Origin of the sequence: Croceibacterium xixiisoli (assembly GCF_009827305.1) — a bacterium.
In the GTDB taxonomy this organism is placed as follows: domain Bacteria; phylum Pseudomonadota; class Alphaproteobacteria; order Sphingomonadales; family Sphingomonadaceae; genus Croceibacterium_C; species Croceibacterium_C xixiisoli.
In genome coordinates this window covers 118,704-140,818 of record NZ_WTYJ01000002.1, presented here as the reverse complement: position 1 = coordinate 140,818, position 22,115 = coordinate 118,704, and the positions used below count along the sequence as shown (strand labels likewise).

The 22,115-nt window shown below is 65.0% G+C and carries 20 protein-coding genes; 10 read left to right on the top strand and 10 right to left on the bottom strand.

From position 1 onward, the window contains the following. Positions 1–7: 7 nt before the first annotated feature. From GRI97_RS09735 to GRI97_RS09715, 5 genes are all read right to left on the bottom strand, one after another. Positions 8–952: an alpha-E domain-containing protein gene (locus GRI97_RS09735; RefSeq protein WP_161391003.1), complete on the bottom strand. Its 945-nt coding sequence runs from the start codon at positions 950–952 to the stop codon at positions 8–10. Between the two features lie 16 nt (positions 953–968). Then, positions 969–2,399, bottom strand: a complete 1,431-nt coding sequence (locus GRI97_RS09730) for a circularly permuted type 2 ATP-grasp protein (RefSeq protein ID WP_161391002.1) — start codon at positions 2,397–2,399, stop codon at positions 969–971. A gap of 89 nt (positions 2,400–2,488) precedes the next feature. Further along, positions 2,489–3,271 (bottom strand): alpha/beta fold hydrolase, encoded by a 783-nt coding sequence (locus GRI97_RS09725; RefSeq protein ID WP_161391001.1) that lies wholly within the window; start codon positions 3,269–3,271, stop codon positions 2,489–2,491. Positions 3,272–3,365: 94 nt separating this feature from the next. Continuing rightward, positions 3,366–3,923: a DUF3617 domain-containing protein gene (locus tag GRI97_RS09720; protein ID WP_161391000.1), complete on the bottom strand. Its 558-nt coding sequence runs from the start codon at positions 3,921–3,923 to the stop codon at positions 3,366–3,368. After that, positions 3,914–4,468, bottom strand: a complete 555-nt coding sequence (locus GRI97_RS09715) for a DUF3617 domain-containing protein (RefSeq protein ID WP_161390999.1) — start codon at positions 4,466–4,468, stop codon at positions 3,914–3,916. Before GRI97_RS09715 ends, GRI97_RS09720 begins: the two co-directional genes overlap by 10 nt. Before the next feature lie 91 nt (positions 4,469–4,559). On the opposite strand from GRI97_RS09715, the gene uvrB reads away from it, so the two are divergent. The 3 genes from uvrB to GRI97_RS09700 all read left to right on the top strand — a co-directional run bounded on the left by uvrB (position 4,560) and on the right by GRI97_RS09700 (position 7,417). Then, positions 4,560–6,746: an excinuclease ABC subunit UvrB gene (gene uvrB / locus GRI97_RS09710; RefSeq protein ID WP_161390998.1), complete on the top strand. Its 2,187-nt coding sequence runs from the start codon at positions 4,560–4,562 to the stop codon at positions 6,744–6,746. Positions 6,747–6,840: 94 nt separating this feature from the next. After that, the gene (locus GRI97_RS09705; protein ID WP_328598532.1) at positions 6,841–7,125 is read left to right on the top strand and encodes a type II toxin-antitoxin system RelE/ParE family toxin; all 285 of its coding nucleotides are present in this window, start codon (positions 6,841–6,843) and stop codon (positions 7,123–7,125) included. Next, entirely contained in the window at positions 7,100–7,417 is a 318-nt protein-coding gene (locus GRI97_RS09700) for a HigA family addiction module antitoxin (RefSeq protein WP_161390997.1), read from the top strand. The genes GRI97_RS09705 and GRI97_RS09700 overlap by 26 nt, the downstream gene beginning before the upstream one ends. A 52-nt stretch (positions 7,418–7,469) precedes the next feature. Here GRI97_RS09700 and GRI97_RS09695 read toward each other — a convergent pair whose 3' ends face one another. After that, positions 7,470–8,651 (bottom strand): NAD(P)/FAD-dependent oxidoreductase, encoded by a 1,182-nt coding sequence (locus GRI97_RS09695; RefSeq protein WP_161390996.1) that lies wholly within the window; start codon positions 8,649–8,651, stop codon positions 7,470–7,472. Positions 8,652–8,937: 286 nt separating this feature from the next. Here GRI97_RS09695 and GRI97_RS09690 point away from each other — a divergent pair, with 286 nt between their 5' ends. Beyond that, a complete protein-coding gene (locus tag GRI97_RS09690) occupies positions 8,938–9,591 on the top strand; it encodes a hypothetical protein (protein ID WP_161390995.1) in 654 nt (217 codons plus the stop codon). Positions 9,592–9,981: 390 nt separating this feature from the next. Beyond that, entirely contained in the window at positions 9,982–10,887 is a 906-nt protein-coding gene (locus tag GRI97_RS09685) for an OmpA family protein (protein WP_161390994.1), read from the top strand. Between the two features lie 50 nt (positions 10,888–10,937). Here GRI97_RS09685 and GRI97_RS09680 read toward each other — a convergent pair whose 3' ends face one another. Further along, positions 10,938–13,037 carry a protein-disulfide reductase DsbD family protein gene (locus GRI97_RS09680; protein ID WP_161390993.1) on the bottom strand — a complete coding sequence of 700 codons (2,100 nt, stop codon included), beginning with the start codon at positions 13,035–13,037 and terminating at the stop codon, positions 10,938–10,940. Here GRI97_RS09680 and GRI97_RS09675 point away from each other — a divergent pair. Together GRI97_RS09675 and GRI97_RS09670 are read left to right on the top strand one after the other, a co-directional pair. Next, positions 13,021–14,280: an FAD-dependent monooxygenase gene (locus GRI97_RS09675; RefSeq protein ID WP_235917752.1), complete on the top strand. Its 1,260-nt coding sequence runs from the start codon at positions 13,021–13,023 to the stop codon at positions 14,278–14,280. The genes GRI97_RS09680 and GRI97_RS09675 overlap by 17 nt on opposite strands. A 113-nt stretch (positions 14,281–14,393) precedes the next feature. Beyond that, entirely contained in the window at positions 14,394–15,458 is a 1,065-nt protein-coding gene (locus GRI97_RS09670) for a lipase family protein (RefSeq protein WP_161390992.1), read from the top strand. Here GRI97_RS09670 and GRI97_RS09665 read toward each other — a convergent pair. The 3 genes from GRI97_RS09665 to hemC are packed head-to-tail and all read right to left on the bottom strand — an operon-like array spanning position 15,455 to position 18,075. Then, positions 15,455–16,384, bottom strand: a complete 930-nt coding sequence (locus GRI97_RS09665; RefSeq protein WP_161390991.1) for an MICOS complex subunit MIC60 — start codon at positions 16,382–16,384, stop codon at positions 15,455–15,457. The genes GRI97_RS09670 and GRI97_RS09665 overlap by 4 nt on opposite strands. Positions 16,385–16,414: 30 nt before the next feature. Beyond that, positions 16,415–17,119, bottom strand: coding sequence for a uroporphyrinogen-III synthase (locus GRI97_RS09660; RefSeq protein WP_161390990.1), 705 nt, complete (start codon positions 17,117–17,119; stop codon positions 16,415–16,417). Continuing rightward, positions 17,116–18,075: a hydroxymethylbilane synthase gene (gene hemC / locus GRI97_RS09655; protein ID WP_161390989.1), complete on the bottom strand. Its 960-nt coding sequence runs from the start codon at positions 18,073–18,075 to the stop codon at positions 17,116–17,118. The genes GRI97_RS09660 and hemC overlap by 4 nt, the downstream gene beginning before the upstream one ends. 48 nt (positions 18,076–18,123) lie before the next feature. Between hemC and tsaD the strand changes: the two genes are divergently transcribed. The 3 genes from tsaD to GRI97_RS09640 are packed head-to-tail and all read left to right on the top strand — an operon-like array spanning position 18,124 to position 21,730. Continuing rightward, the gene (gene tsaD / locus GRI97_RS09650) at positions 18,124–19,167 is read left to right on the top strand and encodes a tRNA (adenosine(37)-N6)-threonylcarbamoyltransferase complex transferase subunit TsaD (protein ID WP_161390988.1); all 1,044 of its coding nucleotides are present in this window, start codon (positions 18,124–18,126) and stop codon (positions 19,165–19,167) included. Next, entirely contained in the window at positions 19,164–20,192 is a 1,029-nt protein-coding gene (locus GRI97_RS09645; protein WP_161390987.1) for an NAD(P)H-dependent glycerol-3-phosphate dehydrogenase, read from the top strand. Before tsaD ends, GRI97_RS09645 begins: the two co-directional genes overlap by 4 nt. After that, positions 20,189–21,730 (top strand): lipopolysaccharide biosynthesis protein, encoded by a 1,542-nt coding sequence (locus GRI97_RS09640; protein WP_328598531.1) that lies wholly within the window; start codon positions 20,189–20,191, stop codon positions 21,728–21,730. The genes GRI97_RS09645 and GRI97_RS09640 overlap by 4 nt, the downstream gene beginning before the upstream one ends. The last annotated feature ends 385 nt before the right edge of the window (positions 21,731–22,115 follow it).

The following is a 22,115-nucleotide window of genomic DNA, read 5'->3' as shown; positions in this document are numbered from 1 at the left end:
AGGTGGATCAGTCGACGAAACGATACTGATCGGAAATGGCGGATGCGATGGCGGCGTTGGATTGGATGAAACCGCGCAGAAACTGGTGCAGTCCCTGATCGAAAATATCCTCAACAGTCTTGCCCCCCAGCGCGCGGTTGGCCAGTTCCATCATCTCATGCGCCTTGCCTTCACCGCCATGCGCCTGGGCGAGGGAATCCATGTGTTCGCGCATGGAGGCATAGCAGAACGCCAGGCTGCGCGGAAAACGCGGATCCAGGATGACGAAATCGGCAATCGATCGTGCATCCATCCGCCCGGCATTGAGCCAGCGATAGGCGCGTTCGCCTGACAGAGAGCGAAGCACATTGTCCCACTGCCCCGTGTCCAGCGCCGTGCCGACATACGACAGGGAGGGCAAAAGCAGGTAATATTTGACGTCGAGAATGCGCGCCGTGTTGTCCGCCCGTTCGATGAAGGTTCCGCAACGGGCAAAAGCGTAGATTTCATTGCGCAGCATGGAACCATAGGTGGCGCCGCGCGCCAGGGTCGATTCCCGCCTGATGGCCCCCAGGATCCCGCCAAGGTTGATCTCCCTCACCGGACGGGCGAGCAGATCACGCAGCGTCATCCAACCTTCGTTGATCGCTTCCCAGACTTCGGCGGTGATCGAGGTGCGGCAGGCGCGAGCGTTCATACGCGCCAGATCGAACATGCGCATCACGCTCTGATCGTTGGTTTTCCCGCGCAGAACATAATCACAGACATGTGCGCTGCTGTAATCGTCAAACTGCTTTTCATAAGTCTTGCGCAGTTCCAGCGTGGTCAGGATGGAGCGCCATTCTTCGGTCGCGGCATCTCCGCCGCGCGTCAGCGCCATGCGATGCCCCGCCTCCAGCAAACGCGCAGTGTTTTCCGCCCGTTCGAGGTAGCGATACATCCAGAAAATGCCACTGGCGGTCCGGCCTAGCATTGCTCAACTCCGCCCATCAGTCGTCCAGCACCCAAGAATCCTTGGTTCCCCCACCTTGGCTGGAATTCACCACCAGCGATCCCTTCTTCAGGGCGACACGGGTCAACCCACCCGGCGTGATATCGATCCCTTGCGGCGAGACGAGCACGAAGGGGCGCAGATCGACATGGCGCGGCGCCAGCCCACGATTGGTCAGGATCGGACAGGTGGACAGGGCCAGCGTCGGTTGGGCGATGTAATTGCCCGGATTGGCCACCAGTTTCTTGCGGAAGGCTTCGATTTCGCGCTTGCTGGAGGTCGGCCCGATCAGCATGCCATAGCCGCCCGATCCGTGGACTTCCTTCACCACCAGTTCGGGCAATTGGTCGAGCACAAATTTGAGCGAATCCTCTTCCGCACAGCGCCATGTCTGCACATTGGGCAGCAGCGGTTTTTCGCCAGTGTAGAATTCCACGATTTCCGGCATGAAGGCATAGATGGCCTTGTCATCGGCAATGCCCGTGCCCGGCGCATTGGCGATGGTGATACCGCCCGACCGATAGACATCCATTATCCCCGGCACGCCCAGCATGCTGTCTGGCCGGAAGGTCAGCGGATCGAGGAAATCATCGTCCACCCGGCGATAGAGCACATCGATCGGCCGGTAACCGCTGGTGGTGCGCATCTGCACCTTGCCATCGATCACGCGGAGATCATTGCCTTCCACCAGTTCGGCGCCCATCTGGTCGGCCAGGAAAGCGTGCTCGAAATAGGCGGAATTGTAGATCCCCGGCGTCAGCACGGCGACTGTGGGCGTGCCTTCCGTGCGCGGTGGGGCGCAGGCGGCCAGGCTCTTGGCCAGGCGGCGCGGATAGTTGGAGACGGGCTGAACCTTGATCTGGGCGAACAGTTCCGGAAACATCGCCATCATTGTTTCACGGTTTTCCAGCATGTAGCTGACGCCCGAGGGAGTGCGGGCATTGTCTTCCAGCACCAGGAATTCATCGGGCCCGGTGCGCACCAGATCGATGCCGACGATATGGGTATAGACCCCGCCGGGCGGCGTGAAGCCGACCATCTGCTGCAACCAGGCGGAATTGTTGCGGAACAGCCGTTCAGGCAGGCGGCCCGAACGGATGATTTCCTGCCGGTGATAGAGATCATGCATGAAGGCGTTGAGCGCCCGCACCCGCTGTTCGATCCCGCGGGACAGTTTCCGCCATTCCGAACCGGAAATGATGCGCGGCACCATGTCGAACGGGATCAGGCGTTCTTCGCCATCATCATCGCCATAGACATTGAAGGTGATGCCGGTTCGGCGAAAGAAGCTTTCCGCTTCGAAGGCCTTGCGCCGCATCCATGACCGATCCTGTTCGGACAGCCAGCGGTCATAAAGAGAATATGCGTTCCGCACCGTGCCGTCCGGTGCGTACATCTCGTCGAAGTTGTTGTTATCCGAAGCGTTCATACACCCCTTTACCGCATTGCAACATGGCACGGTTGCGGGCCCTCGCCAAGCCATGTCTTGCAGATTTGTGGCAAGTTTTTGGCGCATTCTCAGGGGCGGTCGAGTTCCTGCAACACTGCCCTGATCGCCTCGGGAGCATAGGAAAAACCCAGATGGGTGCAGCGCAGGGCCACCACCCGATCGCGTTCCCCTTCGCGCCCGGCGGCGCTGCGCGGAGAGATGACTCCGTCGCGCGGGCTCCACATCGCGACCGTATCCACCGGGGGCTTGGCCGCCAGATCCGTCTCGATCGGCGGAGCGTCCACCCCATGGCCGGTGATCAGTTCGTAGAGGCGCCAGGCATTGTTGGCATTGGGTGCGCCGGAAAAGGGGGAACCCATACTGATGACGCGCGCCACCTTGTCCGGCCGATGCTTGGCCACTTCCCGGGCAAATATGCCGCCAAGGCTCCACCCCAGCAGCACGATCTTCTGATCATAGCGTGCGTGCACGGCATCGAGCCGTTCGGCCAGCGCCGTAAAATTCTGTTCGGTGGGGCCCCAGTTCCAGCCCAGCCCCCAGTGTTTGGTCTTGTGGCCGGCCCGTTCCAGTTGTCGCGCCAGATAGCGCATCCGCAGGGGATGGGTGCAGAAACCCGGCATGATCATAACGATACGCCGATGGGCGGCCGGTTCGATGTCCAGCGGCGGACGAAATTTGCGCCTGAACGGTTCAGCGCCGGCAGACAGTTCGCCCAGCAGCAGGCCGATTTGCGGACCCCGCGCGCTGACCGGCGCCGGCCGGCTCATCAACGCCAACCGTTTGCCCAGGGCCCCGCGCCATTCGCCGAAGCGGGTCGGCCTGGCAAACGGCGTGGTGAATTGTCTGACCATGCCGCGATGTTAGATCATAGTCCGGCGCAAATGACACGGATATTGGCCCGCGCCATATTTGCGCAACAATCACGCTGGATGGACCGGGCCAAGCTCAACAATCGCCGACGCGCCTGTTTTCCACCGTCATCCTGATACTGGCGGTGCCGCCGGGGATGCTGAGACCCTGCTGTTCGATCACCAGTTCCATCGAGGATTCAGTGCTGCGTCCGACCCCGTCCATGGTGATGACCGAGCTTCCCCCGTCAGCCGCAGCGCAACGCATCACCGCGCTCATCTTCGCGCCTGTGGTGGTGAAGCTGTCAAACCTGCATTCTCCGCCCTGAACCGTCTGGAGCATGGCGCCAAATCCGCGCTTCGCCTCCTCAGCACTCAGACAATGCTGGCTTTCCTGAGGCGCGACAGCCGCCATTCGTTCCCGCGCCAGCCGCGCCTCTTCCGGCGGGGCGCCCGGCAGTTCGTAGGCCGTCATGCGGGTTATGCTGCGATAGAGCCCGGGGACGGGTTGTTCCAATTGCCCGGCGCGTTCGAGTATCTGGGCATCGCTTGGCTGCTCAGCCTGCCCGGCATCATCGCCGGACAGGTTGCAGGCCCCGAGCATGAGCAAGGCGGGCGCCGCCATCAGGCAGCGCCCCGCAAAATTCAGACGCATTCGCCGGTGCGTTCAGACGTCATCTTCATCCCGATATTGGCTTTGGTGCCGCCCGGCAGACCCTGTTCCATGTTGACGGTCATGGTGGAGGACGTTGCCTTGGTTTCACCCGACAGCGTCACCTTGCCTTCGGTGCCATCGGCGCCCTTGCAGGTGCCTTCCGCGTCAAGCTTGCCGCCATTGACATCGAAGCGGGAATATTCGCACGGCAGATCGTTCATCTGTTCGGCCATGCCGCGCGCACCCTTTTCAGCCTGCTCAGCCGTGACGCAATAGCTGTTGGTCTGTGCAAAGCCCTGCTCCATTGCGGTGCGCATCTGCGTCTTCATCGCATCGGGCATGTTGGGCACGTCGAAATCGGTCAACTCCACCTTCAGGCTGTACTGGCCCGGCTGCGGCTTCACCATTTCGCTGGCGGCTGCCTCAACTTCATCCGCTGTTACCTGTCCGTCGGCTGCAGCATCGTTGGAATTGCCGCAAGCTGCCAGTGCGATCGCTGCCGCGATCGGGAAGACCTTGTAATAGCGCATAATATTCCCTCTCATGTTGTCCAACCGCTGCGGCGGTCCGCTGCGGGCCCCTGACTATCAAGCGCAGACCTTGCTGCCAATGCATCATGGTCCCATATGTTCCGCCATGGTCGAACTCGTCATCCGCCGTGGGCTGGAAGAACCCGATACTTCCGGCAATTTCATTCCGCACAAGCCTGTGCGGCCGGAAAAAAGCGACGGCGGCAGACCGTTCAAGCTGGTTTCCGAATATCAGCCCAGCGGCGACCAGCCGCGTGCAATTGCCGAACTGGTTGAAGCCGCAGCCAGCGGCGAGCATACGCAGGTGCTGCTGGGGGTAACCGGCAGCGGCAAGACCTTCACCATGGCCCAAGTGATCGAAAAGCTGCAGCGCCCGGCGCTGATCCTGGCGCCGAACAAGATCCTGGCGGCGCAGCTCTATGGTGAATTCAAGAGCTTTTTCCCGGACAATGCCGTCGAATATTTCGTCAGCTATTACGATTATTATCAGCCTGAAGCCTATGTCGCGCGCAGTGATACCTATATCGAGAAGGAAAGCAGCGTTAACGAAGCGATCGACCGGATGCGCCATTCGGCCACCCGATCGCTGCTGGAACGCGATGACGTGATCATCGTCGCTTCGGTGTCCTGCCTCTACGGCATCGGGTCGGTCGAAACCTATTCGGCGATGATCTTCGACATCAAGAAGGGCGAAAGCGCCGATCAGCGGGAAATGATCCGCAAGCTGGTGGCGCTGCAGTACAAGCGCAACGACGCGGCCTTCACGCGCGGGACGTTCCGCGTGCGCGGCGACAATCTGGAAATCTACCCCAGCCATTATGAAGACATGGCCTGGCGGATCAGTTTCTTCGGCGATGATATCGAGGACATCAGCGAATTCGATCCGCTGACCGGCACCAAGGGCGCCAGCCTTTCCAGCGTGCGCGTCTATGCCAATTCGCACCACGTCACCCCTGGCCCGACGATGAAGCAGGCGGCCGAGGCGATCCGCTTCGAACTGCAGGAACGGCTGAAGGAACTGCAGGAAGAAGGGCGCTTGCTGGAAGCCCAACGCCTGGAACAGCGGACCAATTTCGACCTGGAAATGATCGCCGCGACCGGCAGCTGCGCGGGGATCGAAAACTACAGCCGCTTCATGACCGGGCGCCTGCCCGGCGAGCCGCCCCCCACCCTGTTCGAATATCTGCCGGAAAATGCGCTGCTGTTCGTGGACGAAAGCCACCAGACGGTGCCGCAGATCGGGGCGATGGCGCGCGGCGACCACCGCCGCAAGATCACGCTGGCCGAGTACGGATTTCGCCTGCCCAGCTGCATCGACAATCGTCCGCTGCGCTTCAACGAATGGGATGCGATGCGCCCGCAGACGGTGGCCGTTTCGGCGACGCCGGGCAGTTGGGAAATGGAACAGTCCGGCGGCGTGTTTGCCGAACAGGTCATTCGCCCAACGGGCCTGATCGATCCGCCGGTGGAAATCCGCCCGGTCGAAGATCAGGTGCAGGACTGCATCTATGAATGCAAGGAAGTGGCCAAGAAAGGTTACCGCACGCTGGTGACCACGCTGACCAAGCGGATGGCCGAGGATCTGACCGAGTTCATGCATGAGGCGGGCGTGCGCGTCCGCTACATGCATTCCGACGTCGAAACGCTGGAGCGTATCGAACTGATCCGCGATCTGCGGATGGGCGTGTATGACGTGCTCGTGGGCATCAACCTGCTGCGTGAAGGGCTCGACATCCCCGAATGCGGGCTGGTGTGCATTCTGGATGCGGACAAGGAAGGCTTCCTGCGGTCGGAAACCAGCCTGATCCAGACCATCGGCCGCGCTGCGCGCAATGTGGATGGGCGGGTGATCCTCTATGCCGATCGGATCACCGGCAGCATGGAACGGGCGATGGCGGAAACCGACCGGCGCCGGGAAAAGCAGCGCGCCTATAACGAAGAACACGGCATAACGCCGCAAACCATCCGCCGCCAGATCGCCGATATTGTCGCCCATACGGCCGCGCAGGATGGGGTGACCGTCGATCTGGGCGATGATGATCGCAACAATCTGGTCGGGCACAATCTGCGCGGATACATCGAAGACTTGGAAAAACGCATGCGCGCCGCCGCTGCCGATCTGGAATTCGAAGAGGCCGGCCGCCTGCGCGACGAGATCCGCCGGCTGGAGAACGAGGAACTGGGCCTGCCCGACGACCAGAAGAAGGCCCCGCGCGTGGGGCGTTCGAACGAGGGCAAGCCGGGCACGCGCAAGATGCGGTACGGCAAGACGCAGAAGAAGTTCGGGCGGTGATGATCGGGTAATGGCCGGCGTTACCGGTTCCGTCCGTAGAGCGGCCTAGGCAAGACAAATAGACGTCGTCAGCAATGCAGCAGTTCGGAGACGAATGATGATTGCCAGCTTTGCGGACAAGGACACGATGATGATTTGGGAAGGTAGGCGAAGCCGCAGGCTTCCTGCTGATATTCAGCAATGTGCGCTTGCGCGGCTGTCCATTCTCAATCGCGTCAAAGAGCTATTGGAACTGACCGCTCCGCCCAGCAACCGGCTTCATGCGCTGACTGGAGATCGCCAAGGTCAGCATTCCATTTCAATTAACATGCAATGGCGTGTATGCTTCACTTGGAAAGACGGAAACGCATACGATGTCGAGATCACCGACTACCACTGATCCAGAATGGCTGCACAATCCCCACGCCGGGGAACTGCTGGCGTCGGAATTCATGGAGCCGTTGGAAATGGATTGCGTCGCGCTGGCGGAAGCCATCGCTGTCGATCCTGCACGGCTGCAGGCTGTCATTGAAGGTGATGCCCGCATCGACGGAGAGCTGGATCTGCGCCTCGCCCGCTATTTCCGCATGTCTGACGGCTTCTTCCTGGGATTGCAGGATGACCACGAGCTCCGCAATGCCCGGCGCGCGCTGGATGGAGATCTGGAGCGGATCGTTCCGCGCGCGGCCTGACCACCGCGCAGCCGCGCGCTGAGATTACAGATCCATATCCGTTAGCCTGCCCCTATCCCGCGAACCGATCCGGGCGGAAGGTCGTGAGTAGCTCCGCCTTTGGCCCGCCCAGCACTTCGGTGGCGGCCAGTTCGCCGATCAGAGGGGCCATGCTCATGCCGCTGTGCATGGCCGCGACATAGGCATTGGTCTTGCCGGGAAGATGGCCGACGATCGGGAAGCTGTCTTTCGGCAGCACACGATGGCCGATGCTGACCCAGTCCAGCTTCAAATCGTGGAGCGCCGGGACATAGGTGCGTGCGGCTGCCAGCAGACGTTCGCCATTTTTGCGCGTCGGGGCCATGTCCGGCGTGCCGGCGAATGTGGAACCGGTGACAAAGCCACCATCGGGCGGCTGTTTCATATTGGCGCCCGCACCAAAGGCGAGCCGGGGCAGGACATTGGCGCCGGGTTCGGTATGGGCAAGAATGCCGGGACTGGTTTCGATCGGCACATGGGCACCGAGCATGGCGGACAGCGGCATACTGTCCAGACCGGCAGCGATTACCACCGCATCGACATCCAGCGCGCCGCCGCCGGTCAGGACGCGGCGCACCGGGCCTGCGCCCGCATCGAATCCGGTGACCGAGACCGGGCTTTCCACCGTAGCTCCAAGGGTTTCAGCAGCGGCCAGCATTGCTTCTGTCGCGACGCGCGGATTGACCGTGCCTTCCGCCGGGCAGAAGCTGGCGACATCGACCGCGCCTGGGTTCAAGCCCGGCATCAACGCGGAGAGGCGCGCTGCATCGATCATTTGCGAGGGATAGCCCCAGGCCATTTGCTGTTCGATCGAAGCCTGTGTGCGCTGCGCGACATCGGCCCCACTGCGCCATTGCACGCAGCCGTTCCACTGCATCGGCAGAGCGTCATGTCCCAGTTCGGTCTGCAGCCGATGCCAGCCGAGAATGCCGAGCAAATTGAGCATGTAATAGGGATGCGGGCGCTTGCCGCCGGCATTGAGCCAGGCAAAGCTGCCGCCGGTGGCGCCGGCTGCGGGCTTTTCCTTCTCCAGCACGGTGACCATCGCCCCGTCGCGCGCCAGATGGTAGGCGATCGAGGCGCCGATGATACCCGCCCCGATCACGGCCACCCGCATGCCTCGCTGCGGCAGGGCGGCGCGCAGCATGGTGCCCTGGCTCAACGCCGCCGCGCCACCGAGAAGAGGAAACAGCCCGCGCCGCGAAATCCCTGCCACCACATGCACTCCGTCAACGATAATGTGGGCACACACAGCCCCCTCGCAGGCGCATTTTTCGGTTCTGCCGCGCAGCCGGTCAATTGGATCGCCAGTGCCTGGGGCAAGAATTCGGGAAAGCTGCGCAGATCGGCCACCGGCGGAAAAAGACAGGCGCATGCGCCGCCGCCCAGGCTTCGCCACGCCGGATTCCGCGATGCCGGTTTTCCCCAGATCGATGACGATGCACGGGGCGGCGATACCACCCGAGCTTGAAACCGGCGCGTACTGCCCCCATCAGGCGCGCATGACCGCGATCTTGCGCCCCCGCCTGCCTGCACGCCTGCTTCTTGTCCTCACCGGTTGCGCCCTGCTTGGTGCCTGCAACAACGGCAGCAACAGCCAGGAAAGCGAAGACGCCAGCCAGACCGAGCGGATCGCGCTCGACGAACTGCCACGCACCGCCGCAGATCCGATTGCTTCCCCCGACACGAAGGAGGCCCGATGGGCGGTGAGCGAGGATGGGCAATCCATTCGGTTCGGCATGAACGGTGGCCCGCCGATGTTCTCCCTCGAATGCAAGATCCGGCAAGATCCGACGCAGGTTACGTTCATTCGCCACCTGCCCGCCCGACCGGGGCAGAAGGCCCTGCTGCCGATCATCGGCAATGGTGTGATCGTGCGGCTGAAAGTCGATGCGACCGTGGACAAGGGAGCCTGGGTCTGGGAAGGCACGCTGCCGTCCGCTGATCCGCAGCTCAATGTCTTTACCGGTCGCGGCGAAATGGAAGCCACCCTGCCCGGCGGTGGCACGCTGGTGATCGCCGGCAGCCATGTACCCGGAGAATTCATCAGCTGGTGCCGGGCCCGCGGTCGCGTGCAGCAGGCAGCGGAACAGGAAAAGGTGGCGGCGGCGCTGGAGGCAAAGGAAACCCCAGCACCCGATACGGCGGCAGAATAGACTCGCGTCGCCCGATGCGGCTGCCAGCCCCTTGTGCACTGACGGCCTTCCGGAATCGCGCGAGCTGGAATGCACGTCGAACCGGAAAATAGTCTGGTCGGCAGGGCAATTTTCCGCGCTCTGCCACATTGCTGCCACACAGTTCACCGCGCGACTCAACCGGGTCGTCTGCCCTGGCGCGATTCTCTCCCCTTACGTTCATCCAACCGACAGGATTTTCTGAACACCCAGGAACTCCGCACTGTCCGGTGCGGTTATGTCGATCTTGGACAAGCAATTGGAGGGGGCTCATGTCGTCGGAAATGCCATCACCGGGGAATGGCTTTCAGGCGGAAATCGCGATCACCTTGCGTGCCAGCGAGCACCGGTGACGATTGAAGGAGTAGGGTTATGAAGGTTATTTCGAACAAGCGCCGAGGTCTGATCCTGCTGGCAGCACTGACTGTTCCCGTTGCAGGCGGCCTTTCCGCACAGGAGCTGAACCCGGCCGGCAGCGCGCCGCAGAGTGCATCGGACAGTTCCGTCCTGACCACGGTGGAAGGGTCCTTTCCCGACGATCTGAGCGGCCTGACCGAAGGGCCGGAAATCGAAGGCGTGATTTCCGCACGATCGGGCAACCGGGTGCAGGTTACCAGCACCGACGGCACCAGCACGGTCATTGCCTTTGGCGATGTCACCGAAATCAAGGCCAGCGGCGGCTTTCTGGGCCTGGGCCGTGACCGGCTCGCAACGGATTCGCTGCTCAACGGCCTGCCCGTTACCGTCCGCACCGTCGAATGGGGTGGCGGTCTGGCTGCCAGCCGGATCGATCTGAAGAACAAGGATCTGCGCATTGCATCGATGATCCGCAACGGCACCGCCCAGGGCTTCGCCGAACAGACCGCCGCCACCGAGGCGCTGCGCGGCCGGATGGGCGACATCGACAAATATAACATCAAGGCCACCACCAATGTGAACTTCGACGTGGGCCAGGCCGTGCTGAGCGAAGCCGCGAAGGCGGATCTCTGCGCCGCAGCGGCCCAGGCCAATTCGACCGAAAACGCCCTGCTGCTGGTCGTGGGTTACACCGATTCAACCGGTGATCCGGAATTCAACCAGACGCTGAGCGAACGCCGTGCCGGCCGCGTGGTCAACCATCTGCAGCAGGCCTGCGGCTGGGAACCCTATCGCATGCTGACCCCGACTGGCATGGCCGCATCGGATCCGCTGGCCAGCAACGATACGGATCAGGGCAAGGCGCAGAACCGCCGCGTTGCCGTGAACATCCTCGTCAGCAAAAGCGTGGACGGGATCTAATTCCGAAGATGTCGGGGTGGGCCAATGGCCCACCCCGATTTTTTGTGCAGCTAGCGTCGAGATTGATCCGCCAGCTCCACCAGACTCTCCGGCGTCAGCACCTGACCCAATTGTTCGCCTTCTGCGCCAGGGCGATACCACAGATAGAGCGGCACACCGGCCGCGCCGTGGTCGGTCAGAAAGCGGGTGATTTCCGCGTCGCGCACGGTCCAGTCGCCACGCATCGCCACAACGCCCGCCCGCTCGAAAGCATCGCGCGTGGCTTCGCGTTCGATGGCCACTTTCTCATTCACCTTGCAGGTCAGGCACCAGTCGGCGGTGAACCACAGGAACACCGGTTTCCCGCTGGCGCGCGCCGCCGCCAGACCGGCAGCATCATAGGCAACGGGCGACAGCATGCTGTCGCCAGCAGCGGGCGGCGGGACGAAGGCGCGCGGCAGGAAGGCCGCAACCAGCAGCGCCGCAGCAATCGGCGCCAGCACCAACGGCTTCGATCCGTCGGTCATCGCGGCGCGGCGCCAGAGGATCATCACCAGCAGCGCCAACCCGGCCAGCACCATGCCCAGCACCGCAAACCACGGACCGCCCAGGCGCCAGGCCAGCCACAGCAGGCCTGCAGCCGTCAGGATCATGGGAACGGCCAGGATGCGGCGGAACACATCCATCCATTTGCCGGGCTTGGGCAGCATGCGCCGCAGCGGCGGCACGAAGCCGAGCAGCAGGAATGGCAGCGCCAGACCCAGACCCAGCGCGCCGAACAGCACCAACCCCTGCCACCAGGGCAGCAGCAGCGCCGCCCCCAGCGCGGCGGCCATGAAGGGCCCGGTGCAAGGCGTGGCCACGAAGGCCGCGAGCAGCCCGGTGGCAAAGCCGCTCTGCCGCCCGCCCGAACGGGTGAAGGACAGCGACGGCAATTCATACAGTCCAGCCAGATTGGCCGCGATCAGCACGGCGAGCACCAGCAGCGCAATCACCACGCCGGGTTCCTGCAGCTGGAAGGCCCAGCCGATTTCACTGCCCCCCGCCCGCAACGCCAGCAGCAGGCCACCCAGAGCCAGGCAGGCCAGCACCACGCCGGCGGTATAGGCCAGCGCATCCGCCTTGGCGCCACTGTCCTGCCCGCCCGCGCGGGCCAGAGTCAGCGCCTTGAGGCTGAGGATGGGGAAGACGCAGGGCATCAGATTGAGCACCAACCCGCCGAGCAGCGCCCCGCCCAGCAACAGCCACAACGGCGCGGTGGCATCGGTACTGGCACTGCCGGCAATGACCTCCCCGCCCGCAGGCACTTCGCCGGGCTGCGCAGCAAAGCGAATGCCGCCGCCGGCGCCGTCCAGCTTGAGCATGCCGGAAATGGCATCGGGCTGCTGCTTCAGCCCACCACGCGGGATTTCCACAACCAGCATATCGCCTTGCCGACGGAAGAGCTGCGGCGCGGCGTAATCGACAGCCTTGGTCTGTTCGATAAAGACATGCGGCTCAGCCAAGGTGAGCGAGGCTGGCAGCGGAATGGCGATCTGCAACCGGTCCGCCGTCCAGCCGAAATGCGCCTGCTGATCGAGCAGCGGCGGCAGCGCTGCACGCCAATTGTCGAACTGGGCATTAGACTGGCTGACGCTGGCCTGGCTAGCACTGGCCGGGGTAACGGTCACTTCTGCAAAAAGCCGCCCTTGCTGGGGAACGCACAGCGTATCGCTGCAGATCAGCCAACGGCCGAACACCGAAATCGGATAGCGCCCCGGCTTGGCCGAGGCGGGCACGCGCAGCGCTGTCAGCACCGCATAATCGCCTTCGAACACATGGTTCATCAGCCCCGACAGCACCAATCGATGCGGCAGCGGATAACGCAAATCATCGACCTGCCAGCCATCCGGCAGGGTCCATTCCAGCTCCATGCCGAGCCCGGCATCGCCCGGATTGGCCCAATAGCCATGCCAGCCCGGTTGCGGGATGAAATGCAGCGCCAGATCGGTCGATTCACCGGGGGCCGGCGGCGCTTCCACCTGCAAGGAGGCGGCGCCGCGATCCATCCGGTCCGGCTGCTCAGCCATCTGGGCCGAAGCTGGCGTGGGCAGGAATGCTGCGGCCAGTACCGGCGCCAGCAACAGAATGGCGAGAATCGCCCGGATGAACGGCATGAAGCTTGCGCGCATGGTATCGGGCGATCTAGGGCTGCATGCCATGGGCGACAAGCGCGAACTCCTCATCCTTGGTGGCGGCCTGGTAGGCATGACGCTGGCGCTGGCCGCCGCGCGCCGTGGCATGGCCAGCCATGTGGTCGACCGGGCCGATCCGGCGGAATTGCTGGCAGAAGGGTTCGATGGCCGCGCCAGCGCCATTTCCACCGCCAGCTGGAACCTCTTCACCAATATCGGGCTGGCCGACGCGCTGGAACAGCATGGCTGCCCGATCGAAAGCATCGCGGTGACCGATGGCATGAAGCCCGGTCGGCTCGATTTCACCCCTGCAAAGGGTGACAGCACGCTGGGGCGCATGTTCGCCAACCGCCAGCTGCGCCTGGCGCTGCATGAAGCCGCCGCCGCTGAACCGCTGATCGCCTTGCATTCGCGCGCCAATGTGACCGAACGCCATCGCGACGAACATGGCGTGCATGCAGTGCTGGCCGATGGCACGCGGCTGAATGCCGCGCTGATGATCGCCGCCGAAGGGCGCCAGTCGCCCACCCGTGACGATGCCGGGCTGGTGGTGGCGAAATGGGATTACCGCCACCGCGCGATCATTGCGGGCCTCACCCACGCGAAACCGCACAACGGCGTGGCCTGGGAAATCTTCTATCCCGCCGGTCCCTTCGCGCTGCTGCCGCTGCGCGATGACGATCAGGGCCGCCATCGCAGCGCGCTGGTCTGGACCGTTTCGGAAGAGGATGCCGCCGGTGTGCTGACCCTGTCCGAACGCGCCTTCCTGGCCGAGGTGGAACGTCGCATGCATGGCGTGCTCGGCGCGATTGCCGCCGATGGCCCGCGTTCGTCCTATCCGCTCGGTTTCCATCATACCGCCCGCATCACCGGGCAGCGGCTGGCGCTGATCGGCGATGCCGCTCATGGCATCCACCCGATCGCCGGTCAGGGCCTCAATCTGGGGCTGCGCGATGTCGGCGCGCTGGTGGAAGTGCTGGTGGACGGCATGCGGCTGGGGCTGGACCCGGGCGACGCGCAATTGCTGGCGCGCTATGAACGCTGGCGCGGGCTCGACAGTTTCAGCGTGGCGCTGGCCACCGATGGGCTGACCCGGCTGTTCGGCATTCCCGGCCGCCTGCCCAGCGCGATCCGCCGGTTGGGCATGGGCGCAATCCAGCGCACGCCGCCGCTCAAGCGCTGGTTCATGGATGAAGCGCGCGGCGTGACGGGCAAGCTGCCGGAATTGCTGCAAGGCTGAACGCCGCCGTGCTATCGTGCCGCTCTCATCCGGGGAGCGGCGTTATGCGTGCCTGTCTGACGAAAATCGGCCTTCTGCTGGCAGCGCTCTTCGCGCTTTTGCCTCAGGCGGCCTTGGCGCAACGGGCGGGCGAGCTGATCGAGGCATCGCCGGTTGCGGATGCCCCCGCCGACATGCGCGCCTGGCGCATCCGATACTGGACCACGGCCGACAACAACCAGCTGATCGCGGTGACCGGCATGGTGATCGCCCCGAAGAACCGTGCCCCGTCACCGCAGGTGCTGGCCTGGACCCATGGGCTGATAGGCATCGCCCAGCGCTGCGCGCCATCCCTGGGCACCACCAATTTCACCATGATCCCATCCTTGAGCGAGGTGATCAGCCAGGGTTACACCGTGGTTGCGCCCGATTATCCGGGGCTGGGATCGGACATGGTCCACCCCGTGCTGGTGGGCACGAGCGAGGGCCGCTCCGTGCTCGACGCCGTGCGCGCCCATCGCGCAATTGCAGAGGCGGATGCCGGCACGCGCTTTGCCGTGTGGGGCGAATCCCAGGGCGGACACGCAGCGCTCTGGACCGGGCAATTGTGGCGCGACTATGCGCCGGATCTGCAGTTGGTCGGCATCGCCGCGATCGTGCCGCCGACCGATCTGCCGCGCAATTTCCAGGAAGGCAGCGATGCCCGCGTGCGCGCGCTGCTGACGTCCTACACCGCCACCGCCTGGTCCCGCTATTATGGCGCGCCGATGTCGACCTTCGGTTCGCGGCAGACCCAGAATGTCATGACCCGGCTGGCCGACAACAATTGCGTGCAATTCGACGCCAAGCCGCGCCTGGGCACCATCATCGGCATATTGGCAGTGCAGCGCGCGATCCGCCGGCTGGATCTGGCGTCCGTGGAACCCTGGGGCCAATTGATGCGGCAAAACAGCCCCTCCCCCGCCGCGATCCCCGTCCCCGCCCTGATCGCCACCGGGCTGCGCGATGTGATCGTGGCACCCGCAGTGGTGGAGGATTTCGCTCGCGCAGCCTGCGCGCAAGGCAAGAAAATCAGCTACTTCTCCTTCGAAAATGGCGAACACTCCACGGTCGCGCGGACCGAGGCCAAAACCGTTCTCGACTGGATCGGCGCCCGCTTCGCCCGGTATCCAGCACCGAGCAATTGCGGGGAGTTCTAGTCTCCCAGACCGGGTGCGCCGGGGCTCAGCTGTTCGATGCGGTTGCCGCTGCCGTCGCGCAGTTCGCGCGGTTCGAGGATGGCGGTGGTTTCCAGCAGATCGAGCGCACGCTGGGCGGCGGCATAACGTTCGGCGTCGGCGATCCAGCTCTGCGCTTCTTCCGCATTGGGAAGATGGCGGATTTCCGCCACGGCCGCCTCTGTCCGGCCGCTTTCGATGAACATCCGCGCCCGTTCCAGCCGACGGTTGGCGGCGGGTGACGGGGCGTCTTCGCGGCGGACGACGAACAATTCGCCCAATTCGCGGGACAGCCAGGCGCCGGCGGATTCATTGGCGGGCGCCTTCACCAGCACCGCGACCAGCCCGTCGAGCCGGGCGATCAGCTGGTCCAGCGTGATGGGATTTTGCGAAGCGTCGATCACCGTGCGCACGGCGTTGGGGCGGGAATCGCCGAAGCGCAGGCGCAGTTGATCGGACAGGTAGCCGAGCGGCGCACCGCGTTCGATGGCGCGGCGGGTGGCGAAGGAAATCAACAGACCTTCGGCGCGGGCGGCATTTCCGGCCGCCGCCTGGGACTGCAGATCGAGCCGCGCAAGCCGCTGCTCCATGGCCGCAACCCGTTGATCTATACCGCCTTGTTGTTCGGCGACGCGTTCTACGGCGACGGTGGCGCGGCGGACTTCATCGCCGGGGACTGGCGGAACGACGACGGGGGCGATGGCGGTGAGCGGCACGTTGGGCTGTAGCGGAGCGGGGGCTTCCTGGCGGAAACGGAACATGTCCCAATCAGGCAGATCGACCGAGCGGGCGATCAGCCAGGCGGCTGCGATCCCGAGCAGGAAGGCGGCCAGAATGACGACGATCAGCGCCCGGAACCGCCCTGGGCGTTGGGTGCTTTCCTTGGGAAAGGATTGATAATCTTCCATATTACCCTTCGTCGCGCCCGGACGAGCCGGCTAGCCCGGATCGCTGTGTCTTGCCGCAGCGTCATGACACATCTGACGCGCCAAAGCCAAGAGCGCGGCGTCGCGCGGGTGATCGGCCGCGCGGACGGCGGCCCAGCCGGGGCCCGCCGCCGCCGCAATCCGGGGGCCCAGTGCAACCAGTGCAACCGCCGATCGCGGCAGGCCAAGCCGGTCACATTCGCGCGCGAGATGACGCGCTGCCTGCGCAGAATGCAGCGCCACCACCGCCCCGGCACCGATTTGGGCCGCCGCATGACCATTTAGCGACAAAGCCTGACTGCCATACACGATGCGCGTGGTGATGCGGATGGCGGGGGGCACGATCAGATCGATGTGATCCTCCCCCGCGAGCCGCAGCAGGTGTAGTGATGGCGGGCAGGCGTCAAGCACCTGCTGCAATCCCCCCACGCCGATTGCGGCCACAGTCAGCCCGGCCGCCCGGGCAGCATCTGCCGTAGCCTGGCCGACGCACCAGGCCGGCTTGCCCGCGAAGCGATGGATCGCATCGCCGGCATGCCGCAGGGCGTTGGCACTGCCGAGCAGCAGGCCGTCGATCTCACCCGGATCAGGGGGCTGCCAGTCACGGGCACCGATATGGAACAGCGGCAGCGCCTGCGCGGTCAGCCCCAGCGCCCGGGCGGCGGCCACGGTGTCCGCGCAACCGGGTTGCGGGCGGATCACCCAGAGCGTGGTCATGCAACGGCGGGACCGGAAAAATTCTCTGCAATCGCGGGCGTTGCCCGGGCCAGCAGTTCTTCGGCCAGCCGCGCCGGCGCGAGGCCGTCACTGACGGCGAAGCGGGCCGATGCTTCGACCCGGTCTGTGCCGTCCGGACTGAACAACGCCGCGCGCAGCTGCAGATGATCGCCGTCCAGATCGCACAACACGGCGATCGGGCTGTGGCAATTGCCGCCCAGCGCCGCCAGCAGCGCGCGTTCGGCCATTGCCTCCGCCCGGCTGGGCGCGTGATCGATCGCGGCGAGCAGCGCGGGGGTGGTGGCATCATCGGCCCGACATTCGATGGCGATGGCCCCCTGCGAGGGTGCGGGCAGCCAGTCGGCGGCCGCCAGCGCATGACCGGTGCCTTCATCGCCGGGATGTTCGGCCAGCGGGTGGCCGAGCCGACGCAGACCGGCGGCGGCGAGGAAGGTGGCATGCGCTTCCCCCTGTTCCAACCGGGCCAGCCGGGTGGCGACATTGCCCCGGAAGCTGACGATGCGGCAATCGGGCCGCGCGTGCAGCGCCTGGGCCGCGCGACGCGGGGCGCTGGTGCCGATGATCGCACCGGACGGCAGATCGGCAAGGCTGGCCGCGCCGATCAGCACGTCGCGCTTGTCTTCCCGCGGCAGCACCGCCGCGATGGCAAGTTCCGCCGGACGCAGCGTTTCGACATCCTTGAGCGAATGGACGGCGGCATCGATGCTGCCATCGGCCAGCCAGAGATCGAGTTCCTTGGTCCAGAGCGCCTTTCCGCCGATATCGGCGAGCGGGCGATCCTGGATTTTATCGCCGCTGGCGAGCACGGGGATCAGCGCAATGGCCGATTCCGGCCAGCCATGAGCGACGCAAAGCCGGGCGCGAGTTTCATGCGCCTGGGCCATGGCAAGGGGGGAACTGCGGGTGCCAAGTTTGAGAAGTGGTGTATCAGCCATAAGGCCCGTCTTGCTCTAAAAGCCATTTACGTCCAGTGGAACCCGCACATGGCGACCGTGCTGGGCATCGAAAGCAGCTGCGACGAAACTGCGGCAGCGTTGGTCACGTCTGACCGGCGCATTCTGGCGCAGGCCATCGCCTCCCAGGATGAAGAGCATGCGCCCTTCGGCGGGGTGGTGCCGGAAATCGCCGCGCGCGCCCATGCCGAACGACTGACGCCGCTGATCGCGCGGGTGCTGGGCGAAGCGAAGCTGAGCCTGGACGATTGCGACGCCATCGCCGCCACGGCCGGCCCCGGGCTGATCGGCGGGGTGATGGTCGGGCTGGTGACGGCCAAGGCGCTGGCCATGGCGACGGGCAAGCCACTGCTGGCGATCAACCATCTGGAAGGCCATGCGCTGAGCCCCCGGCTGGCCGATGCCACGTTGACCTATCCCTATGTGCTGCTGCTGGTATCGGGAGGGCATTGCCAGATCCTGCGTGTCGATGCGCCGGGCCGCTACAAGCGCCTCGCGACCACGATCGATGATGCGCTGGGCGAAGCTTTCGACAAATCGGCCAAGCTGCTGGGCCTGGGATATCCCGGCGGGCCGGCGATGGAACGGCTGGCCGCGCAGGGCGATCCGCGCGCGGTGCCCCTGCCCCGCCCGCTTTTCGGCAGCGCGGAGCCGCATTTTTCCTTTGCCGGGCTGAAGAGCGCAGTGATGCGCGCGCGTGACAGCGGGCAATATGAAGCCGCCGATATCGCCGCCAGTTTCCAGCAGGCGGCCGTCGACTGCATCATCGACCGCACGACCCGTGCGCTGGCCGGCATGCCGGGCGAACCGGTGACGGCGCTGGTGGTGGCCGGGGGCGTTGCCGCCAATGGCAGCATCCGCGCCGCGCTGGAACAATTGGCCGCCAGCCATGGTTTGCGATTTGTCGCCCCGCCGCTGGCGCTGTGCACCGACAATGCCGCGATGATCGCCTGGGCCGGACTGGAACGGATCGCCATCTGCAGCCCGCCCGATCCGCTGGATATCGCCGCGCGGCCACGCTGGCCGCTGGACCCCGACGCTGCGCCCGCACGTGGCGCCGGAGTGAAGGCATGACCGCAGCAGAAACCACACGATCGGGCGCGACCATCGGCGTCGTGGGTGCAGGTGCCTGGGGCACGGCGCTGGCGCAAATGCTGGCGGGCGACGGGCGACCCGTGCTGCTGTGGATGCGCGAAGCCGAACTGGCCGCCAGCATCAATGCCACACGGCGCAACACGCTCTATCTGCCCGATGCCGAACTGTCCCCCGCGATCACCGCGACGAGCCGGTTCGAGGACTTGCGGCATTGCACCATCCTGCTGTTGGTGACCCCAGCGCAGCATCTGGCCACCACGCTGACGGCGATGGGAACCGCGAATGGCGGATTTCCGCGCGATCTGGTTCTGTGTTCCAAGGGGATCGAGGCCGGCACCGGGCGGATGATGCATGGCGTGGCGCATGATGCGGCCCCCGGCAGCGATATCGCCGTGCTTTCCGGCCCGACATTTGCCCATGAAGTGGCCGCCGGCCTGCCGACCGCCGTGACGCTGGCCTGCGGCGGCGGGCAGGCGCAGTGGCAGCGGCTTGCCCCGGCCCTCGCCCGCCCGACATTCCGCCCTTATTACAGCGACGATGTGATCGGCGCGGAAGTGGGCGGTTCGGTCAAGAATGTGCTGGCGATCGCCTGCGGCGTGGTTGACGGGCTGGGGCTGGGACAGAATGCCCGGTCTGCCCTGATCGCGCGCGGCTATGCCGAAATGATGCGGTTCGGCGAAGCGCTGGGCGCGCAGCGCGACACGCTGGCCGGGCTGTGCGGCCTGGGGGACATGGTGCTGACCTGTTCGTCCACCTCCAGCCGCAATTTCTCCCTCGGCAAGGCATTGGGCGAAGGGGCCGATCCGGCCGCGCTGATGGCTGACCGCCGCACCGTGGCCGAAGGCGCGCATACCGCGCCCGTGCTCGAGGCGCTGGCCGCCGATCACGGCATCGCCATGCCGATCGTGTCCGCCGTCGCCCGCCTGCTGGAAGGTGCGCCCGCGCGCGAGATCGCCAGCAAGCTGCTGGCCCGCCCGCTCCGCGCCGAAAGCCCCACCGCGTGACGGCAACGCCGAAGCCGGACGAGCCGGGCGGCGATATCGAAGCGCTGGCCAAGGGCGGACGGACCAATCTGTTCGGCTTCCTGTTGCGGCTGGCCGCGCGCCTGCCGTTCCTGTTCATTGCCGGGCGGCTATATGGCGCCGATGCGCTGGGCCGGTTCGCATCCGCGCTGGTGTTCGTCGAGCTGCTGGCGATGATCTGCACCATGGGCGAGAAGCGCGGTTTGGCGCAGCGCCTGTCCAACACCGATGGCGACCATTGCGGGCAGGTGGCCGATGGGCTGCTGGTGGCTTTGCTGGCCGGATCGCTGGCCGGGGTAGTGCTGTGGCTGTTCCCGGCGCCGATGTTCCCGAGCGGGATCTATGGCCCCTATGACCGGTGGCTGGTGCTGGCGATACCCGCGCTGGCGCTGACCGAAGTGCTGCTGGCGGCGCAAGCCTATCGCTATGACATTGCCGCCACCGTGCGGGCGCGGGCGATCGTGGAACCCTGGACGATTTCGATCATGGCCGGGGTCATGTTCCTGATCGTGCCCGAAAGCGGGCTGGCAATGGCCTATCTGCTGTCGGTCTTTGCTGCGCTGCTGACGGCGCTGATCCCGTTTCTGCGCAGCTATGGCCTGCCGCGCAACTGGCGGCCGAGCCTGCGGCGCATGGCCGATCTGGTCTATCGCGGATTGCCGCTGGCGGCCGCCGACGGAATCGAATGGGGCACAAGGCGGCTCGACATCTTCATCCTGGGCCTGTTCGCCACGCCGACCGTGGTGGGCATCTATTATGTGGCGCAACAGGTGGCGAGCCTGCCGCAGAAACTGAAGAGCAGTTTCGAGCCGATCCTTGGCCCTGTGCTGACCCGCAAGCTGAAGGAACATGATTACGCCGCCATTGCCAAGCAGGTGTGCCAGGTCGGTTTCTGGATCACCGCCGCGCAGGCCGGTGTAGCGCTGGCGCTGGGCATTCCGGGTGAAGCGATCATGGGGCTGGTCGGCCCGAATTTCGTGGGCGGGACGGCGGCGCTGATATTCCTGCTGGCCGCCGAAGTGGTGGCGGCCACCGCCGTCGTTTCGGAAGCGGCGCTGGTCTATGTCGCCCGGCTGCGCAATCTGTGGGTATCGGTCGCCACCATCCTGCTGCAGGCCGGGCTGACCGTGGGGGCGATGGTGCTGGCCAGCGAATTGAACCTGAGCGACACGATGCGCGGGGCCCTGGCCGCCGGATCGCTGATGCTGGCGCTCGGTTTCTCCTCGCTCGTCAAGGCGGTGATGCTCAGCCGGATCCTGAAATATCCGGTCAACAACTGGCGCTGGGCGCTGGTCTGGGCCTCTGCCGCAGCGATCGTGGTGGGGCAGATCATCATCCGCCTGCCCGAATGGGCCGAACTGATCGTCGGCATTCCGGTGATGCTGGGCGTGTATTGCTGGATCATCTGGACGCGCGGCTTCGGCCCTGAAGACCGGATGCTGTTCCGCCGCAAGGTGGCCACGGATGAGACAGAAAGCGACGCCGCCGCCACAGCGGGCGATCTTTCCATCAAAGGCTGATCTTCGGGGTTTTCCCGCCGACGAATATTCACCTGCGGTTCAATTCGCGAGCGACAATTTTGCGCCATCAAGCCTCATTGGGGAGAGGACGACGATGCGTAACAGCAGCCTGCTTGCCGCCGTTTGTGGATTTGCTCTGATCACGGCCTGCGCCGCGCCGGGGGGATCGGGGGACAATGATATTGCCGAGGCGCCGCCACCACCGCCTGCCCCACCGCCCCCACCACCACCTCCTCCTCCGCCTCCCCCGCCGCCACCGCCACCACCGCCTCCACCACTGGTGACGCAGGATGGTTCGATGGTGGTCACGGGTTCGAGAATTCAGCGACAGGATTTCAACTCCTCATCGCCGATAGCGGCGATCAGCGGGGAACCGCACCCATCA

Bases quoted from the DNA above. Each gene is read 5' to 3' on its own strand.
- GRI97_RS09735 (WP_161391003.1), bottom strand. From the start codon at position 952: ATGCTAGGCCGGACCGCCAGTGGCATTTTCTGGATGTATCGCTACCTC.
- GRI97_RS09730 (WP_161391002.1), bottom strand. From the start codon at position 2,399: ATGAACGCTTCGGATAACAACAACTTCGACGAGATGTACGCACCGGAC.
- GRI97_RS09725 (WP_161391001.1), bottom strand. From the start codon at position 3,271: ATGGTCAGACAATTCACCACGCCGTTTGCCAGGCCGACCCGCTTCGGC.
- GRI97_RS09720 (WP_161391000.1), bottom strand. From the start codon at position 3,923: ATGCGTCTGAATTTTGCGGGGCGCTGCCTGATGGCGGCGCCCGCCTTG.
- GRI97_RS09715 (WP_161390999.1), bottom strand. From the start codon at position 4,468: ATGAGAGGGAATATTATGCGCTATTACAAGGTCTTCCCGATCGCGGCA.
- uvrB (WP_161390998.1), top strand. From the start codon at position 4,560: ATGGTCGAACTCGTCATCCGCCGTGGGCTGGAAGAACCCGATACTTCC.
- GRI97_RS09705 (WP_328598532.1), top strand. From the start codon at position 6,841: ATGATGATTGCCAGCTTTGCGGACAAGGACACGATGATGATTTGGGAA.
- GRI97_RS09700 (WP_161390997.1), top strand. From the start codon at position 7,100: ATGTCGAGATCACCGACTACCACTGATCCAGAATGGCTGCACAATCCC.
- GRI97_RS09690 (WP_161390995.1), top strand. From the start codon at position 8,938: ATGACCGCGATCTTGCGCCCCCGCCTGCCTGCACGCCTGCTTCTTGTC.
- GRI97_RS09685 (WP_161390994.1), top strand. From the start codon at position 9,982: ATGAAGGTTATTTCGAACAAGCGCCGAGGTCTGATCCTGCTGGCAGCA.
- GRI97_RS09675 (WP_235917752.1), top strand. From the start codon at position 13,021: ATGAAGCTTGCGCGCATGGTATCGGGCGATCTAGGGCTGCATGCCATG.
- GRI97_RS09680 (WP_161390993.1), bottom strand. From the start codon at position 13,037: ATGCGCGCAAGCTTCATGCCGTTCATCCGGGCGATTCTCGCCATTCTG.
- GRI97_RS09665 (WP_161390991.1), bottom strand. From the start codon at position 16,384: ATGGAAGATTATCAATCCTTTCCCAAGGAAAGCACCCAACGCCCAGGG.
- GRI97_RS09660 (WP_161390990.1), bottom strand. From the start codon at position 17,119: ATGACCACGCTCTGGGTGATCCGCCCGCAACCCGGTTGCGCGGACACC.
- hemC (WP_161390989.1), bottom strand. From the start codon at position 18,075: ATGGCTGATACACCACTTCTCAAACTTGGCACCCGCAGTTCCCCCCTT.
- tsaD (WP_161390988.1), top strand. From the start codon at position 18,124: ATGGCGACCGTGCTGGGCATCGAAAGCAGCTGCGACGAAACTGCGGCA.
- GRI97_RS09645 (WP_161390987.1), top strand. From the start codon at position 19,164: ATGACCGCAGCAGAAACCACACGATCGGGCGCGACCATCGGCGTCGTG.